Annotated in this window: 12 protein-coding genes and 1 pseudogene; all 13 read right to left on the bottom strand. The window is 68.3% G+C overall.

The annotated features are described in order from the left end of the window. Positions 1–46 precede the first annotated feature (46 nt). Positions 47–1,960, bottom strand: a complete 1,914-nt coding sequence (locus tag AC1AYN_RS02060; RefSeq protein WP_476501960.1) for an LpqB family beta-propeller domain-containing protein — start codon at positions 1,958–1,960, stop codon at positions 47–49. Continuing rightward, positions 1,957–3,750, bottom strand: a complete 1,794-nt coding sequence (gene mtrB, locus AC1AYN_RS02055) for an MtrAB system histidine kinase MtrB (RefSeq protein ID WP_476531753.1) — start codon at positions 3,748–3,750, stop codon at positions 1,957–1,959. The genes AC1AYN_RS02060 and mtrB overlap by 4 nt, the downstream gene beginning before the upstream one ends. Then, positions 3,747–4,511, bottom strand: coding sequence for an MtrAB system response regulator MtrA (mtrA, locus tag AC1AYN_RS02050; RefSeq protein WP_476531751.1), 765 nt, complete (start codon positions 4,509–4,511; stop codon positions 3,747–3,749). The genes mtrB and mtrA overlap by 4 nt, the downstream gene beginning before the upstream one ends. A gap of 81 nt (positions 4,512–4,592) precedes the next feature. Next, positions 4,593–6,038: a replication-associated recombination protein A gene (locus tag AC1AYN_RS02045; RefSeq protein WP_476501963.1), complete on the bottom strand. Its 1,446-nt coding sequence runs from the start codon at positions 6,036–6,038 to the stop codon at positions 4,593–4,595. Further along, positions 6,035–8,629, bottom strand: a complete 2,595-nt coding sequence (locus AC1AYN_RS02040; RefSeq protein WP_476531749.1) for a DEAD/DEAH box helicase — start codon at positions 8,627–8,629, stop codon at positions 6,035–6,037. Before AC1AYN_RS02040 ends, AC1AYN_RS02045 begins: the two co-directional genes overlap by 4 nt. 6 nt (positions 8,630–8,635) lie before the next feature. Further along, complete coding sequence (locus AC1AYN_RS02035) at positions 8,636–9,649, bottom strand: PPK2 family polyphosphate kinase (RefSeq protein WP_476501965.1); 1,014 nt, start codon at positions 9,647–9,649, stop codon at positions 8,636–8,638. A gap of 60 nt (positions 9,650–9,709) precedes the next feature. Continuing rightward, positions 9,710–11,302: an acid phosphatase gene (locus AC1AYN_RS02030; protein ID WP_476501966.1), complete on the bottom strand. Its 1,593-nt coding sequence runs from the start codon at positions 11,300–11,302 to the stop codon at positions 9,710–9,712. A gap of 251 nt (positions 11,303–11,553) precedes the next feature. After that, positions 11,554–12,651, bottom strand: a pseudogene (locus AC1AYN_RS02025) (amino acid ABC transporter permease); the annotation flags it as partial. 7 nt (positions 12,652–12,658) lie between these two features. After that, on the bottom strand, positions 12,659–13,336 hold the full coding sequence (locus AC1AYN_RS02020) for an amino acid ABC transporter permease (protein WP_476502039.1): 678 nt from the start codon (positions 13,334–13,336) through the stop codon (positions 12,659–12,661). After that, entirely contained in the window at positions 13,336–14,178 is an 843-nt protein-coding gene (locus AC1AYN_RS02015; protein WP_476501967.1) for a glutamate ABC transporter substrate-binding protein, read from the bottom strand. Before AC1AYN_RS02015 ends, AC1AYN_RS02020 begins: the two co-directional genes overlap by 1 nt. Positions 14,179–14,209: 31 nt before the next feature. Continuing rightward, entirely contained in the window at positions 14,210–15,010 is an 801-nt protein-coding gene (locus tag AC1AYN_RS02010; protein WP_476501968.1) for an amino acid ABC transporter ATP-binding protein, read from the bottom strand. 227 nt (positions 15,011–15,237) lie between these two features. Further along, positions 15,238–15,795 carry a YbaK/EbsC family protein gene (locus AC1AYN_RS02005; protein ID WP_476531747.1) on the bottom strand — a complete coding sequence of 186 codons (558 nt, stop codon included), beginning with the start codon at positions 15,793–15,795 and terminating at the stop codon, positions 15,238–15,240. Positions 15,796–15,996: 201 nt separating this feature from the next. Next, positions 15,997–17,628, bottom strand: a complete 1,632-nt coding sequence (locus AC1AYN_RS02000) for an ATP-binding cassette domain-containing protein (protein WP_476531746.1) — start codon at positions 17,626–17,628, stop codon at positions 15,997–15,999. Positions 17,629–17,724: the final 96 nt, after the last annotated feature.

Genomic DNA, 17,724 nt, shown 5'->3' with positions numbered 1-17,724 from the left:
ACGCATGCGCGACGCATGGTGCACCGCATCGTCGCCGCACCGTCCGTCACTGCGCGCCGAGCGCCGTCACCTGCGAATCGGCGATGGACCACGATCCGTCGAGCGAACCGGACACCGACCGGACCACGCCGAGGTCGTCGAGCACGGCCAGCCTGCGGTACAGCGCGATCTGCCCGGAGGCGAGTCCCGTCACCGTGGTGTCCGGCAGACGCTGCTCGCGCACGGGGCCGGGCGCGATCTGCCGGTATCCCCGCTGCTTCTGCACCACCGACGATCCGGACGAACCGGACGAACCCGACGACGAACCGGAGGCCGAACCGGACGAATCCGACGCGCCATCCCCGCCGGAACCCTGGCCGTCCGCGTCGTCCGTCGAGGGGACCGACACGTAGATGAGGTTCAGATCGTTGTAGAAGGTCATCATCGTCACGTTGCGCTGCCGCGAGATCTCGGTGGGCTGGGAGGACAGTCCCGACGGCACGAGGCTGCCGTCGCGGCTCACGCCGACCATCACCACGCCGTCGTCGAGCGCCAACGCGAGACGCGCTCCCTCCGGCGAGACGGTGACGGCGCGGATCGACTCCGAACCGAGCCAACCGACCGAGAGATGCCGTTCCACGCCGTCGCGCGAGACATAGAGGCTGTGGCCGCCGTCCGAGACCGCCCAGATCTCGCCGTCGAGACCGCCCGAGATGAACGAGACGCGGGCGCCGGAGAACATGACGCCGCACGAGGAGGCGTCAGCCTTGAGGCATTCGACCACGCCGTCGGCTCGCAGCACCGCTCCCCCGTCGGCGGAGAACGCGAATCCGCGCGCCCCCGGGTAGCCGTCGGTCTCGCCGACGCGCAGGGGGCTCGACGAGCCGAGGGAGACGACGCGTCCGTCGGTGAGCGTGTAGAGGCCGACGCTCGGCTGCCCGTTGTCGAGGTCGAAGCCGGAGTCGATCCCCGAATAGTCCGCACTGTCCACGGTCACCTGCAGCTGGGCGCTAGGCACGCCGTCGCCGAGCGTAAGCCGGATGAGATGGACGAGCGCGACGCGCGACTCCTCGTCGAGCTTGAGGAACTCGGTGCTCAGCCGCACCTGCGGCTTGCCGTCCGTCAGGGGCACGGTGTCCACGGCGAGCGTCGTCCTCGCCGTGTTCACGTCGCGCACCGCGTCGCCCAGCCAGGCCGCGCCGCCGGCGAGCACCTCACGCACGGCCTGGGTGCGCCAATTGCGCCAGCTGAGCCAACGCACGTCGGGCACGAGATGCTTGCCGGCGGCGTCCAACTGGTAGACGGACACCTGGCGGAAGACCTGTTCGAAGTCGGCCGAGGAGACGACCACGCCATCCGCCAGATGGGAGATGCGCCACTGGCCGTCGGACTGCGCCATCGAGAACGTCATCACGGTGGTGCTTTCATCCGCGGGGGCGGGCGTGTACAGTCCGTGGGCGTCGAGGCTGCCCACCACGTTGAGCTCCGCCTCGACCACGATGCCGCCGGAGGCCTCGGGCGATCCGGTCTGCCCGCTCGCCTTGCGCGTGAACCTGGGCGTGCCGTCGTAGATGACGGCGCCGGCGTCGCCCTTCCACTGCTCCGCGGCCTGCGTGGTGAGGAAGCGGCGCGCCACCCGGTAGCCGTCGGACTGCACGCCGGCGGGCATCGCGTTGAAGAACCCCTCGACGATGTCCTCCGGCTGGTCGTTGTCCGACGGTCCTTCCGGACTCGTGTAGACGCGCTGCGTCTGCTGTTCGACCGGCGAGAACGCCTGCACGCCGCCGCCCGACGGCAGTCCGATCGGGCTGGAGCAGGCGCCCGCCGCGCATACGGCGGCGACGACGGCGCATGCGGCGGCGACGCGCGCACAGCGCCGCGCGAGCCGACGCGCCGACGCGCCCGCCGTGGGCGCGGACGCAGGCACAGGTACGGGCGTGGGCATGCCGCCATCGGCCGATCCGTTCCGTCCGTCCATCATTCGTCTCCCGTCCCGTCGTGGCCGTCGCTTCCCGTATCGCCGGCGCTCCCGTCGCCGGTCCCGCCGTCCGCGGCGTCCATGGTGTTCACGCCGCCCGCGTCGCCGCCGTCGCGCGAGCCGTGCTTGACGTAGTCGGCGCTGCGGTTGTCGGCGATGCCGAAGCCGCCGGTGATGACGGGACGGCTGGTGCCGCGTTCGAAGTCGACCGGCAGCTCGTTGTCCGGCACGACGCCGAGCGCGGGATCGCGCGGCAGCGTGACGAGGAACCAGGTGCCCTCGCCGAGTTCGGAGCGCACGCGGATCGAGCCCTGGTGGAGCTTCGCGTCGGTCATCGCGATGGACAGGCCGAGACCGGTGCCGCCGGTGGTGCGCGCACGCGAGGGGTCGCCGCGCCAGAAGCGGTCGAACACGTGCGGTACCTGGTCGCGAGGCATGCCCACGCCGTAATCCCGCACGGAGATGACGACGGCGCGACGGTTGGCGGCGAGCCTCACCTCGATCGGCTTGTCCTCCGCGAAGTCGACGGCGTTGGAGAGCAGGTTGCGCACGATGCGCACGATGCGGCGCGCATCGAAGTAGGCGAGCACCTCGATGTTCGGCAGGAACGTGTGGATCGGCACGTGCTTCGCCTGGGCGAGGCCGGACACCTGGTCGACGGCCTCGCGGATCGGTTCGCGCATGTCGGCCTCGACCAGGTCGAGCGCCGCATAGCCCGCGTCGTAGCGGGAGATCTCCAGCAGATCGGCGAGCATGTCCTGGAAGCGGTTGATCTGGCCGGAGAGCAGTTCGACGGTGCGTCGCGTGATCGGGTCGTACCCGTCCTTGCGGCTTTCGAGCAGATCGGAGGCCATGCGCATCGTGGTGACGGGGGTGCGCAGCTCGTGGCTCACGTCGGAGACGAAGCGGCGCTGCATCGCGACCGCCTCCTCCAGTTCGTCGATCTTCTGGTCCAGCGCGGCGGCCATCGTGTTGAACGAGTCCTGCAGGGAGCCGATCTCGTCCTTGCGCGTCACGGGGACGCGCGCGCCGAGATCGCCGGCGGCGAAGGTCTCCGCCGCGGCGGCCACGACGCCGACCGGGACGATGATGCCGTGCAGCGCCATCCACACGACGATGCCGACGAGCACGCTCAGCGCGAGGCATACGGAGATGAGATTCATCTGGATCTGGGTGAGCGAGTTCTCCTGCGACTCGTAGGAGAACAGCGCGAAGAACTCGAGTCCGCCGGCGGCGCCGAATTCGAGCGTGGTGCCGAGCACCGCGCCGGGCATGTCCGTACGGTTCTCGACGTCGATCGCGATGGGCTGGTAGAAGACGCGGCTGTGCGTGTCGGAGGCGACGGCGCTGCGCATGTCGTCGGTGACGGCGTCCTCGTATGTGGGGTCGGTGGACACGGGCACGATGAGTCGGCTCTCGTCGTCCTTGCCGCGCAGATAGACGCTCACGAGGTTCGACGCGCCCTCGTTCTGCAGCGAGGAGGCCAGGTTGTTGACGAGCTGCTGGTACTGCACCGAATCGGAGACGTCGGCCGAGTCGAGCCCGGTCTGCGCCTGCTGCACCATGTTCGAGAAGTCGTTGCGCGCCTGCGTGGAGACCTGGTCGAGGAGCGTGGAGCGCACGGAGATCATCGACACGACGGAGAAGACGACGGCCACGATGAGCGTGACCGCGACCACCATGGCGACGGTGCGCGCCTGCAGCGACCGTCGTACCTCGGCGCGTCCGCTTTTCAGCAGACGACGCCAGCTGAACCGGTCGCCGATGCGCGCGCGCAGATCGGCGCCGGTCATGCCGCCGCCCGCGCGGGATCATGCTCCGGCGGGACGAACTTGTAGCCGATGCCGCGCACGGTGACGATGATCCGCGGCTTCTCCGGATCGTCCTCGACCTTGGCGCGCAGACGTTGGATGTGCACGTTCACGAGACGCGTGTCGCCGTCGCCGTCGTAGCCCCACACCTTCTTGAGGAGCGTGGAGCGGCTGATGGCCTCGCCGCTGCCGGCGGCCAGCACGGCGAGCAATTCGGACTCCATCGGCGTCAGCCCGAGGTCGACGCCGTCCTTGGTGGCGGTGTGGCCGGTGCGGTCGATGACGATCGCTCCGCGTTCGATGTGCTGCGGATCGGAATCGCCCGTCTCGCCGCCGTTGCCGGCCGCCGCGGCGAGCTTGGCGCGGATGCGGAAGCGCGCGCGGATGCGGGCGAGGAGCTCGGCCACCTTGAACGGCTTGGGCACGTAGTCGTCGGCCCCCGCCTCGAGTCCGGCGACCACGTCCACGGTGTCGGACTTCGCGGTGAGCATGATGATCGGCACGTTCGACGAGGTCTCGCGGATGCGCCGCGCCACCTCGGTGCCGTCGATGCCGGGCAGCATGACGTCGAGCAGGATGAGGTCCGGGTTGACGGTGGGGAACATCTCCACGGCGCGCAGGCCGTCGAGACAGGTGGTGGTCCGGAACCCCTCGTTCTCCAGCACGATGGAGAGCATCTCGCCCAGTGCCTGGTCGTCGTCGACGATGAGGATCATCTTACCGGCGCTTTCGTCCTGCGTCATCGCGTGCTCCTTTCCCGCCATGGTCATGATGGCGTGGCGCGTCCGTCGTTTCGTATCGGGCTCATTGTACCCCGTAACCGCTTACCTGTCCGCCTGTTTCGTCCGTTCTTCCCGATCGGCTCCCGTCCCGGCGTCCCGTCCGTCCCGTCCGTCCCGCGGACCGTCGCCGGAGTGCAGGATCGGCTCGATGCGGGCGAGCCGATCCCCCACCTCGCGTTCGTAGCCGCGGTTGTTCGGCCGGTAGTAGCGCCGTCCGCGCAGGTCCTCGGGCAGGTACTCCTGCGGCGCGACGGCCCCCGGCCAGTCGTGCGCGTACCGGTAGCCCTCGTGGTTGCCCCACTCCTTCATCAGTTTGGTGGGCGCGTTCCTCAGATACAGCGGCACGGCGCCGATGTGCCCGGCGTCCACGTCCGCCAGCGCCTCGTTGATGGCCATGTAGCTCGCGTTCGACTTGGGCGCGGTGGCCACGGCGATCGCCGCCTCGGAGAGGATGATCCGGGCCTCCGGCATGCCGACGAGCGCGACCGCCTGCGCGGCGGCGACCGTCACCTGGAGGATCTGCGGAGCGGCCATGCCGACCTCCTCGGCGGCGGCGATCATGATGCGTCTGGCGATGAACCGCGGGTCCTCGCCGGCGCGGATCATGCGTGCGAGGTAGTGCACGGCCGCATCCGGGTCGGATCCGCGCATCGATTTGATGAACGCGGAAATCACGTCGTAATGGTCGTCGCCGTCCTTGTCGTAGCGCACGGTGGCCACGTCCATCACGGTGGAGACGACGTCGGGCGTGATGGTCGGGCGGCGTCGGCCCTTCTCACGCGCCTTGTCGCCGGTGACCGCGCCGGCGGCCGCCTCGAGGATGGTGAGCGACTTGCGTGCGTCGCCGCCCGCCATCCGCACGATCTCGGCGATGGCCTCGTCGGTGGCCTTCACCTCGCCTTTGAGCCCGCGATCCGATTCGAGGGCGCGGCGGACGAGGTCGTCGAGCTGCTCCGGTTCCAACGATTCGAGTTTGACGACGACGGAACGGGAGAGCAGTGGCTTGATGACCGAGAAGCTCGGGTTCTCGGTGGTCGCGCCGATGAACGTGACGTCGCGGTTCTCGACGGCGGGCAGGAGCGCGTCCTGCTGGGATTTGGAGAAGCGGTGCACCTCGTCGATGAACAGGACGGTCTCCTCGCCGCGCGCGACGAGCCGCTCGTGCGCGCGGTCGAGCACGGCGCGCACGTCCTTGACGCCGCTGGTCACGGCGGACAGCTCCTCGAACACGCGGCCGGACTGGCGGGCCACGATCGTGGCGAGCGTCGTCTTGCCGACGCCGGGAGGCCCGAACATGATGATCGAGCTGGGCGCGGTGAGCGAGCCCTTCGACGCCGGATTGGCGAGACGCCGCAGCGGCGAACCCTCCCCCAGCACGTGGGACTGCCCGATCACCTCGTCGAGCGTGCGCGGGCGCATGCGCACGGCGAGCGGACGCGTCACCTCGTCCGGCGCGTCCGACGCCGCGAACAGGTCGTTGTCGGTCATTCGTTGCCGACCTTGTAGTCGAAGAAGACGACCTCGCCGCTCTCCTGCGTGGCGTCGAGGTCGACGACGCCTTCGATGGCCCAGTCGTGGTCGCCGTCGGAGTCGTCGATGATCTGACGCACCTTCCACGAGTGCTCGTCCTTCTCGTGCTTCGTGTCGAGCATGAAGAGCTCCGCGGAACGGGCCTTCGCGTCGGTGTTCACGTATTCATGCTCGTCATAGAAGTCGTCGAGCGCGTCCTCCCATTCGTGCACGCCGTAGCCCCAGTCCTTGTCGAGCGCGCCGAGCGTGTCCGGATCGTCGAGATCCATGAGCGTGACGCGGCGGAACAGGGCGTTGCGCACGAGCACCGTGAGGCCGCGGCGGTCCTCGACGACGGCGTCGCGCGCGCCGGGGGCGGCGAGCGACGCGGCCGCCTCCGAGGCGTCGGTGGAGCCGTCCGCACCCGCGTTCTCCCATTCGTCGACCAGCGAGGAGTCGATGGAACGCACGAGCACGCGCAGCCAGGCGATGATGTCGTCCAGCTGCTCGTCGCGCTTCTCCGGCGGCACGGTGCGGGCGAGCGCGCGGTACGCGTCGGACAGGTAGCGCAGGAGTGTGCCTTCGGAGCGGGCGATGTTGTAGCGGGCGATGTAGCCGGTGAAGTCGGAGGCGGTCTCGACCATGTCGCGCACCACCGACTTGGGGCTCAGCCAGTAGTCGTTGGCCCACGGCACGTCGTGGCGGTACTGGTCGAACGCCGCGTCGAGCATGTCCTCCAACGGCTTCGGGTAGGTGATCTCCTGGAGACGGTCCATGCGCTCGTCGTAGTCGAGTCCGTCAGCCTTCATGTCGGCCATGGCCTTGTCGCGGGCGGCGCGCTCCTGGGCGCGCAGCACCTGCTTGGGGTCGTCGAGCGTGGCCTCGACCATGGAAATCACGTCGAGCGCGTACGTGTCCGACTCGGGGTCGAGCAGTTCGAGCGCGGCGAGCAGGAACGGCGAGAGCGGCTGGTCGAGCGCGAAGTCGTCGGGCACGTCGAGCGTCATCACGTAGTCCTTGCCGCCGTCGCGGCCTTCGAGCACCTCGATCACGTCGGTGTCGAACAGGGTCTGGAAGATCTCGTCGGCGCGCTGGTGGAGCTTCTCCTTCTGATCGGGGGTCTGCGCGGAATCGTCGATGAGGTCGTCGATGCGCGCACGGGCGTCGCCGCCCTGCTCGACCTCGTTGAGCACCATCGAATGGGTGATCTTGAGGTGCGGCACGAGCGTTTCGGGGGCGGCGTCGATGAGCTTGTCGAACGTGTTCTGGTTCCACGTGACGAAGCCTTCGGGCGCCTTCTTGCGCTTGACCTTCTTGAGCTTCTTCGGGTCGCCGCCCGCCTTGGCGATGGCCTTCTGGTTCTCGATCTCGTATTCGGGCGCCTCGGCGACGACGAGGCCTTCCGTGTCGAAGCCCATGCGGCCGGCGCGGCCGGCGATCTGGTGGAATTCGCGGGCCTTGAGGCGGCGCATCTTGGTGCCGTCAAATTTCGTCAAGGCGGTGAGCACGACCGAATGGATCGGCACGTTGATGCCGACGCCGAGCGTGTCGGTGCCGCAGATGACGGGCAGGAGGCCCTGCTGGGCGAGCTGTTCGACGAGGCGGCGGTAACGCGGCAGCATACCCGCATGGTGGATGCCGACGCCGGTACGCAGCAGACGCTGCAGGATCTTGCCGAACGCGGTCGTGAACTTGACGCCCTTGATGGCCTCGGCGATGGCGGTGCGCTGCTCCTTGCTGGAGACGCCGGTGGAGGCGAGCGCCTGCGCGGTCTCCAGGGCGGCGTCCTGCGAGAAGTGGACGACGTAGATGGGGGTCTCGCCGTTCCTGAACGCGAGTTCGACGGTCTTCTCCAACGGGTCGAGCGTGTACTCGTAGCTCAGGGGCACGGGCCTGGGCGCGTCGGCGATCACGTCCACGTCGGGCACGTCGTTCAAATCGAAAAGCTTGTCGGCGATCGCGTCGACGTTGCCGAGCGTGGCGCTCATGAGCAGGAAGCGCGTCTGCGGGAGGGTGAGCAGCGGCACCTGCCACGCCCATCCGCGCTCCAGGTCGCCGTAGTAGTGGAACTCGTCCATCGCGACCATGCCGATGTCCGCATGCTCGCCCTCGCGCAGCGCCTGGTTGGCGAGGATCTCGGCGGTGCAGCAGATGATCGGCGCGTCCGCGTTGATGTGGCTGTCGCCGGTGATCATGCCCACGTTGTCGCGGCCGAACACCTCGACGAGGTCGAAGAACTTCTCGGAGACGAGCGCCTTGATGGGTGCCGTGTAGTAGGAGCGGCGGCCGGTGCACAGGGCGGCGAAGTGCATGCCGAGCGCGACGAGCGACTTGCCGGAGCCGGTGGGCGTGTTGAGGATCACGTGGTCGCCGGCGAGCAGGTCCATGATGGCCTCCTCCTGATGGGGCCATGGCTCGATGCCCTTGACGTCCTCCACCCAGCCGAAGAACCGTTCGTAGATGTCGTCGTCCGTGAGGTTGCGCTCGCGTTCGCTTCCGTCCCATTCCGGGGCGAGCCGCCCCAGCGACCCGTAGCGCTTGTCGTCCTCGTATTCCTTCTCGTCGGTCATGGTTCCCTAGCTTAGCCGACGTCGCGCCTCGTCGGCGTCCACTTCCGCTTCGAGCGGCGGCCAGGACATGTTCATGTTCCGCAACGTGGTGCGCAGCAGTTCGGAGACGACGGCCCTGGAGTACCAGCGGTTGTCGGCGGGCACGAGATACCAGGGCGCGGCGGGCGTGCTCGTCCGCTCGAACACCTCCTGCCAGGCGTCCATGTAGTCGTCCCACCGGTCGCGCGCGTCCAGGTCGGAGACGTCGAACTTCCAGTATTTGGTGGGGTCGTCGAGGCGCGCGAGGAAGTGCCGGCGCTGCTCCTCGCGGCTGGAGACGAGGAAGATCTTGATGATGGCGCATCCGGAGGCGACGAGATTGCGCTCGAACCCGTTGACGATGTCGTAGCGGGCCCGCCACACGTCCTCGGGGAACGTGCCGTACACGTGCGGCATGACGATGTCCTCGTAGTGGGAGCGGTCGAAGATCGCGATCCACCCCGGATCGGGCAGTTCGCGTTCCACGCGCCACAGGAACCCGTGGCCCGCCTCCTCCTCGGTGGGTTTGCCGAATCCGTGGTAGTGGATGCCCATCGGGTCGCCCTGGCGGAACACGTGGCGCACGATGCCGCCCTTGCCGGAGGCGTCCATGCCCTGCAGCACGATGAGCAGCCTTCTGGGCGACCCCTTCACGCCGTTCGCGTACATGAGCCGCTGGTAGCGGGCGATGCCCGACGAGCTCAGGTCGATGAACCGTTCGCCGTCGTACTTGTCGCCGTCGAAGCCGGGGGTGCTCCCCGCGCCCGTCGCGGCCAGCTCCCCCACGTCGACGCCGTGGTGGAACATGAGCCGCTGCGCGGGCGGCAGCGACCAGACGGCGCTCAGCAGCTCGCTGGATTTCGCGGCGCGCGCGAGACGCTCCGCCACGTTGTCGCTGTCCTCGACCGAGCCGATCAGCTCCTCGGCGCGGTCGAGCGCCTTGTCGACGTACTTGCGCGTCCTGCCGCCGCCTTTGGCGTTCTTCCTGTCATCCTTGGCCATAGTGCCGATTGTACGCCGCCGCGGACGTGTGGCGACGATTTCGCCGCCGGCACCGGACGGTCACGCGGCGCGGCGCGAGCGGCGGCGGTCGCGCACGCGCAACGCCGTGCCGACCGCGGCGACGGCGACGGTGCCGAGGGCGACCGCGGTGAGCGCCCGACGATCGAGGCGCTTCGCCGCGGGCCCGGGTCCGGCGGCCTCGTCGCCGTTCTCGCCGGCCGCCGCATCGGAGTCGGGATGGTTTCCGCGGTCCGCGTATTGCGCGTTGACGACGGTCGGACCGTCGAACGCGTCTTCGACGTCGTCGGCGGTCTCGACCTTGGCGACGTCGCCGTTCGCATCCAACGTGACGCGGGCGCACAGGGCCTTCGCCCAGTCGATGCGCTGCCAGCCGTCGGACGACTTCCATAACGGGTATCCGGAGTCGAGCGCGGTCTTCGCGAGGATCGCGTTCCGCTGGTCGGCGTGCAGCTGCGGGTAGGCGAGACGCAGCACGTCGGCGGCGCCGCGCGGCGCGGTGAACGGTTCGCCCTTCTCGGTCTTGTTCTGCGCGAATCCGTAGGTCATGCGCTTGACGTAGACGCGGACGGCGGACGCCCGGTCCCTGACCGGCTCGTCGGCCACCGGGTCGAGGAACCCGTTCGTATAGCCGCCTTCGCCGGTGGCTTTGAGGTCCGCGATGCACGCCTTGAGCGTCGCGCCGTGGCCGTCCGCCCTGCAGCGTTCGGTGAGGTAGGCGCGCAGCTGCCGCGCGGCGGGGGCGACCGACGTGCCGAACTCGTTGTGCCAGTATTGCCCGTTCTGCGCGGAGCCGCCGATGCGCCCGCCGATGACGTCGAGCGGATAGTGGACGCCGAGCACGATGCGGTTGTTGCCCGCCTCCGAGGTGCGCGCCATGATCTGCGGCGCGAGTTCGGGGATCATGCCGGCGAGCGCCACGCCCCACGAATAGGCCGTGGTCGTGTGTCCGGACGGGTAGGAGCTGTTCTTCTGCAGGTTCGAGTAGCCGGGGACGTGGTCGCCCCATGCGGGCGCCTGCCTGATGTCGAGCGTGGCGGGCAGTCCCGCGAGGTCGTTCGTGCCGTTGTAGGCGCTCACCGAGCGGTCGAGGTAGGGCCGCGGGTGCATGGCCGCCCGCTTCGACTCGTAGGTGGAGGCGACGTCGAAGCGGAACAGGTCGACGACGCGGCCGAGCCGGTGTCCGTCGATGCCTTCGCGCATGTAGCGGCCGAGCACGGGGCCGAGCGCGTCGGGCATGGTCTCGCGCGCCCTGAGGTCGGAGTCGACGAGCGCGCGTCTGCGCTGCGGGGTGAGCCCGTCGGCGTCGGCGCCTTCGGCCCCCTTGTGGTTGATGGCGACGGCGAGGTCCCCGTCGCGCTTCATCACGGTTTTGTCGAGCACCTTGCCGCCGTCCTGCGCGCTGGTGGGCGCCTTCCAGTAGTCCTTCTCGTAGTCGGCGAGGAGGGCAGCCCAGTCGGGGTTGGGCAACTGGTCGGCGCGCGCGGCGGGAACGGCGCCGGGGATCGGCGCGACGGCGGCCACGGCGACGGCCGCGACGGCCGCGGTCGCGGCGACGAGCGCGGCGGCCGCGGCGCGGAGGGACCGGATGCGCGCGGATACGATGACGGCGGACAGGTTCGGGAACGGTGTCATGCTCCCTAACCTATCCGCCGTTTCGCTACGCGACGAGGGGCGCGGCCGAACGATGGGTGAACTCTTCGTGTCGCTCAGATCTTCGGACGGTGCCCCATGTCGTCGTGGTTGTGGTCCTTCTTGCCGATGTCGCCGTGCGGCTTGAAGACGGCGCGGTCGTGCTTCTCGCCGTGGCCGTACTGGTCGTGGCGTTCGGGCGGTTCGCCGCCGTTCTCCTTGGCGGCCTTGGCGGCGAGGCGCGCCGCCTTCGCGGCCTTCGCCTTGCGTTCCGCCTCCTCGTCGCGGATCAGACGGCCGGTCTCCGGATCGATCTGCGATTCGGGCTGCGTGGCGTCATAACCCTGCTCGTAGCGGGTGCGGCGCCAGTTGCGGATCGACGCGTTCGTGCCGCGGTGGTGCACGTGGTACTGGCGGGGCGCACCGCCGAGCGGCAGCTCCTCCACCTCCTTGGCGACGGCGATCTGGTTGATGTTCGACGGGTCGCCGGCGGCGATCGGCGCGACCGGCTCGGGTTCGGCGGGCGCGGCCGTGCGCTGCTGCATGCGTTCCGGCAGCCATTCGGCGAGTCGGGACAGCAGCCAGCAGGCGATGAAGTAGATGACCGCGGCCATGACGAGCGTCTGCAGGATGTTGAAGTACATCGAGCCGAGTCGACGCGACTCCTGCAGCAGATCCGTGTACATGATGATCGAGCCGAGCGCCGTGTCCTTCAGGACGACGACGAGCTGGGTGACGGCGGCGGGCAGCATCGCGTAGACGGCCTGCGGCACCTCGATCTGGATGAGCGACTGCGTTTCGGTGAGTCCCAGGGCGAGGGACGCCTCACGCTGGCCGTTCGGCAGATTGCCGACGCCGGAGCGCACGAGCTCGGCGACGACCGAGCCGTTGTAGAGCACGAGCGCGATGACGACCGCCCAGTACGAGGGGCTCGGGAATCCGGCGAACGCGAACCAGCGCCAGAAGAAGATCATGAGCAACAGCACCGGCACGGCGCGGCAGAACTCGACGATCACGGCGGACACGCCGCGCACGAGCGGGTTCGGCAGGAGTCGACCCACGCCGAACACGAGGCCGAACAGGACGGCGCCGACCACGGCGAGCACGGTCGCCTTGACGGTCATCCACAGGCCGGGCAGGTAGAAGTCGGTCCACGCCTCCTTCTCGAGGGCGGGCTTCCACAGCTCCCAGCTCAGCTGGTTCTCGCCGTCCGGCGGGTTGTGCAGACGCATGAGCATAAGTACGACGAGCACGGCGAAGACCAGGCCGGCGACCCAGTTGATGATGCGGATGGTGCGGCGGCCCTTAGGACCAGGCGCGTCGAACAGGACGGAATTGGAAGTATCGGCCATGACTCGGTCACCTCCTCACGGCGAGCTTGTTGGACAGGTACGTGGTGAGCATGCCGATCGGGATGATCAGAATCACGTAGCCGAACGCGAAGATCAGGAAGATCTGGATGATGACGTCCGGGCGGAACTCGATCATCTGGCTCATCAGCGACGACGTCTCGGTGGAGACGGACGCGGCGGCGGCGACGGTCGAGTTCTTGAGCAGCGCGATCAGCGTGTTGCCGAGCGGGGCGACCGAACCGCGGAACGCCTGCGGCAGGATGATCTCGGTGGCGGACTGCATGAAGCCGAGGCCCAGCGCGCGGGCCGCCTCGGCCTGGCCGAGCGGCACCGTGTTGATGCCGGAGCGCAGCGACTCGCACACGAACGCGGCCGTGTACAGGCTCAGGCCCATGACCGCCAGCCAGAAGAAGTTCGTGGCGAACGTGTCGGAGAAGGTGAGCTTCAGCTGCGCGTACGCGCCGAGCACCATGAACACCATGATGATGGTGAGCGGCAGGTTCTTGAACAGCTCCACGTAGGCGCCGGCCACGGCCCTGAGGGACGAGATCGGCGAGATGCGCATGACCACGAGGATCACGCCGAGGATCATCGAGAACAGGGCGCTCCACAGGGTCAGTTCGATGTTGACGAGGAACGCGCCGGGCACGTCGTACTGGCTGAACAGTTCGAGGAATCCGTTCATCACTTGTCCCCCTCGCCCTCGTCGGGCGTCGGCGGGTTGTACTCCGCGTTCGGCGTGTACGCCGTGCCCTTCGTGTTGTCACTGATCGCGCGCTTCCAGGAGCCGTCCTGGATCATGTCGACGATCGCGTTGTTGATCTGCGCGGCGAACTTGGTGTCGCCCTTCTTGATGCCCACGCCGTAGTACTCCTGCGTGAACGGCTTGCCGACGACGCGCAGCTTGCCGCGGGAGGCGGAGGCGAGGCCGGCGAGGATGATGTCGTCGGTGGTGACCGCGTCGACGATGCCGGAGAACAGGGCGGTCGCGCATTCCGCGTAGCCCGGCTGCTCCATGAGCTGCACCTCGGAGGCGAACTTCTCCTTGACGGTGGCAGCGGAGGTCGAACCGGTCACGGAGCACAGGCGCTTGCCGTTGAGGTCCTCGGGGCCGTTGATGGACGTGTCGTCCTTGCGCACGAGCAGGTCCTGGCCGGCCACGAAGTACGGGCCGGCGAAGGAGACGGCCTTCTTGCGCTCGTCGGTGATCGAATAGGTGGCGAGGATCATGTCCACGTCGCCGTTCTGGAGCATGGCCTCACGCTGCTTGGACGGGGCCTCCTTCCAGATGATCTCGTCCTCGGAGTAGCCGAGCTTCTTGGCGATGTACTTGGCCACGTCCACGTCGAAGCCGACGTAGGTGCCGGACTTCTTGAAGCCGAGGCCCGGCTGGTCGAACTTGATGCCGATGCGGATCTTGCCCGCCTCGTCGGAGCCGCAGGCGGCCAGCGACATCGTGCAGGCGAGCGCGGCCACGACGGCGATCGCGCGGCGCGCCATCCGCTTCACTGATGGTTTGAACGTCATATGCTTGCCTTCTTGTCTTTCCCTCGGTCCGTCAGTGGGTGAGGATCTTCGACAGGAAGTCCTTGGCGCGCTCGGTCTTCGGATGCTCGAAGAACTCGTCGGGCGTGTTCTGTTCGAGGATCTGGCCGTCGGCCATGAACACGATGCGGTCCGCGGCCTTGCGCGCGAAGCCCATCTCGTGGGTGACGCACAGCATGGTCATGCCCTCGTGGGCGAGCTCGACCATGACGTCGAGCACCTCGTTGACCATCTCCGGGTCGAGCGCGGAGGTCGGCTCGTCGAACAGCATGACCTTCGGGCGCATGGCGAGCGCGCGGGCGATGGCGACGCGCTGCTGCTGGCCGCCGGAGAGCTGGGAGGGCATCTTGCCCGCCTGCGAGTCGACGCCGACGCGGGCGAGCAGGTCCATGGCGAGGCGTTCGGCCTCCTTCTTGTCCATATGGCGGACCTTGATCGGCGCGAGCGTCACGTTCTCCAGGATGGTCTTGTTGGCGAACAGGTTGAACGACTGGAACACCATGCCGACCTCGGCGCGCAGGTTGGCGAGCTCCCTGCCCTCCTGCGGCAGGGCTTTGCCGTCGATGCGGATGTCGCCGGAGTCGATGGTCTCCAGACGGTTGATGGTGCGGCACATCGTGGACTTGCCGGAGCCGGACGGGCCGACGATGACGAGCACCTCGCCCTTGTTGACGGTGAGGTTGATGTCTTTCAGGACGTGCAGATCGCCGAAGTGCTTCTCGACGTGGGTCAGCTCGACGAGCGGGTGGCCGGAGGTCTCATTGCCCGGCACGAGGGGCGCGACGGGGCGCGTTTCTTCTAGTTTCTCTGACATGGGAGGTCAGTATAACGGCACTGTGTTACCGGCAGACTACCAGCCGGACATCAACTGTTCACCATGTGAGACACTTATCCATCATCCCGCCCCATTCCCCAGCGCCCTCTTCCCCATGGTGCGGCAACACACTTCCTCCACAACCCCGGAATCAAGCCGTTTCGCGCCACCGCACCATGGGTGATTCATCGCACCATGGGGGTTTCACCGCACCATGGGCACGCGCATCACTGCACCGGACGCGGCTTGCCGAGGCCCGCGACGAACCGCACGCCCGGGATGTCGGCGAAGATCGAACCGTCCACCACGAGCTTGGAGGGGCGCACGCCGGACCCCAGATACAGCTTCGGGATCGACAGGATGTGCTGGTCGACGAGCAGCGGCCACGTGTCCGGCAGGCCGATCGGCGACATGCCGCCCGACTCCATGCCGGTCGCCTCGACGGCCGCCGCGATCGGCGCGAAGCTCACCTTGGAGACCTCCAGCGTGTGCTTGACGACGCCGTTCAGGTCGGCGCGCGTGTCCGCCGTGACGAACGCGGCGGCGAACTGCGGCGGCGCCTTGCGCGTCTTGTGCGTGTGCACGACGACCACGTTGCCGGTGATCGAGAACGGCACCCCGTACTTCGGGCACCACAGGTCGGTATCCGACTCCTCGTCCGTGTTGATGGTCACGCCCAGGATCTTCGATTCCGGCACCCCGGCCGCGACCAGCGCGTTCAGCTTGTCGAACACCGGCTTCGCCAGCAGGTCCCCGTCATGCCAGTCCAGTATCTCCAACGTCATAAGTCCCCCTTCGCCATGCGTTCGTCCGCCCAGCATAGCGGCGCCCACCGTGCCGCCGCCCGGCGCGCCTATACCCGTTCCCTATAACCGGTTCCATCCGCACCCCATCCCCATGGTGCGGCGATGTCCCCATGGTGCGGCAACACGCTTCCTCCATAACCCCGGAATCAAGCCGTTTCGTGCCACCGCACCATGAGGGGTTTACCGCACCATGGGAATGCAGGTTCCAAGGAAGCGCTCGTCGTGGGAGACGACGACCAGCGCGCCCGGGTAATCAGCCAGCAAGCGGGCCAGCGACGCCTTCGACGACAGGTCGAGATGGTTCGTCGGCTCGTCCATGACGATCAATTGCGGACCGTCCGGCAACGCCAGGCACACCAGGAGCTTGCGCAGTTCGCCCGGCGACGGGGATTCCCCGGCCAACAACCGGTCCGGGTCGGCGTTGAGCCGCGCGTACGCGCCCAGCACACGGGCCCGGTCGCCGGCGGACAGTCCCTGCAAACGGCCCATCGCCGTATCGCGGTCATCGTCGGTGAGTTCCTGGGCGACAATCAGTTTCGGCACGTCGGCGGCGTGCGCGATCATCGCGTGCAGCAGCGTCGACTTGCCGGTGCCGTTCGCCCCCGTCACCGCGACATGGTCGCGCGGGCCGACCGAGATCGTCGGGATCGCAAGTCCTATGGCCGAAGTCTCGTCGACGGCCGGCGACAGTCGGATGCGTCCGCCGGAGACGACGGCCCGCGACAACCCGGACAAGTCGGACGAGTCGAGTCCCAGGCCGTCCTCGTTCACGCTTTCCGGCCCGGTATCGGCGGCGTCCCGTCCGTCGAACCGGACCACGCCCGAATCCAGTCGTATCAATTCGCGTCGGCGGCTCGGCGCAATGTCCATCCAGATGTCGCCGTCGTAGCGTTTCGCCGCGACCGTGAGATCCGCCTCCCGTCGCCGCGCCGCAATCGCCCGGGCGTCGAGCCGCGCGTAGGCGCGGGTGACTCCGCGGTCGAGACCGGTCATCTTCGCCAATTGGCGTCTGTCCCTCGCGTCATGGTCGTGTCGGTCGATATGGCGGCCGCCGCGTTTCGCCGCCTCGACCTGCCGCACCTTGCCGAACTCCCGCGCGCGGGACGCCGCCAATCGGGCGGTCTCGCGCCGCGCCTCGGACAACGCGGCGGCGTCGGCGTCGTCGCGCGCCGCGATCGTCGCCGAGACCTGCGTCCATCCGCCCGGAACCGCGTCGACGACGGTCACGTTGCGGGAGCCGACGTGACATCGCGAGAAGACGACGCACCGGCCGCAGGTCGCGTCGATGAGCGCCGCGTCGTGCGAGACGACGACGCCGATGCCGCGGTAGGCGCGCATCGCGTCGACGATGCGCGCCCGCGCGACGGCGTCGACATGGTTCGTCGGCTCGTCGAGTATCAGCACGTCGGGGCGTGCGGCGAGCGCGCAGGCGAGCTGCACGCGCTTCCTCTCGCCGCCGGACAGCGTGTCGTAACGGTACGGCCAGTCGTCGCCCATGCCGAGCATGTCGCGTACGGCGATCGTCTCGGGCGACCAGTCGGCGGCGAACATGTCGAGACGTTCCGGCGAGACGTCGACGCCTTGCGGGCAATGGCCGATGACGAGACGTTTCGGATCGGGCGTGACGGTTCCCCCATCGGGGATGACGGTGCCGCGCACGATGGCCATGAGCGTGGATTTGCCGATGCCGTTGTCGCCGACGACGGCGGTCCAGCCGCGCGGGAACGATACGTCGACGTCGGCGAACAACGGCTCCGGAGCGTCCGGATAGGTGAAGGTGATATTGGTGAGAGTGAGGATGGAGGGTTGCATGGGTCGCGCCTTTCACGTCGGGCGTGCCGCTTGGGATGCGATGTCGATGACGGCGTGGGACCGGATACGGCCAACGGGCCCGGCACATATCGTCGC

Source organism: Bifidobacterium sp. LH_413 (genome assembly GCF_056357015.1).
This window is presented reverse-complemented; position numbering and strand designations above follow the sequence as displayed.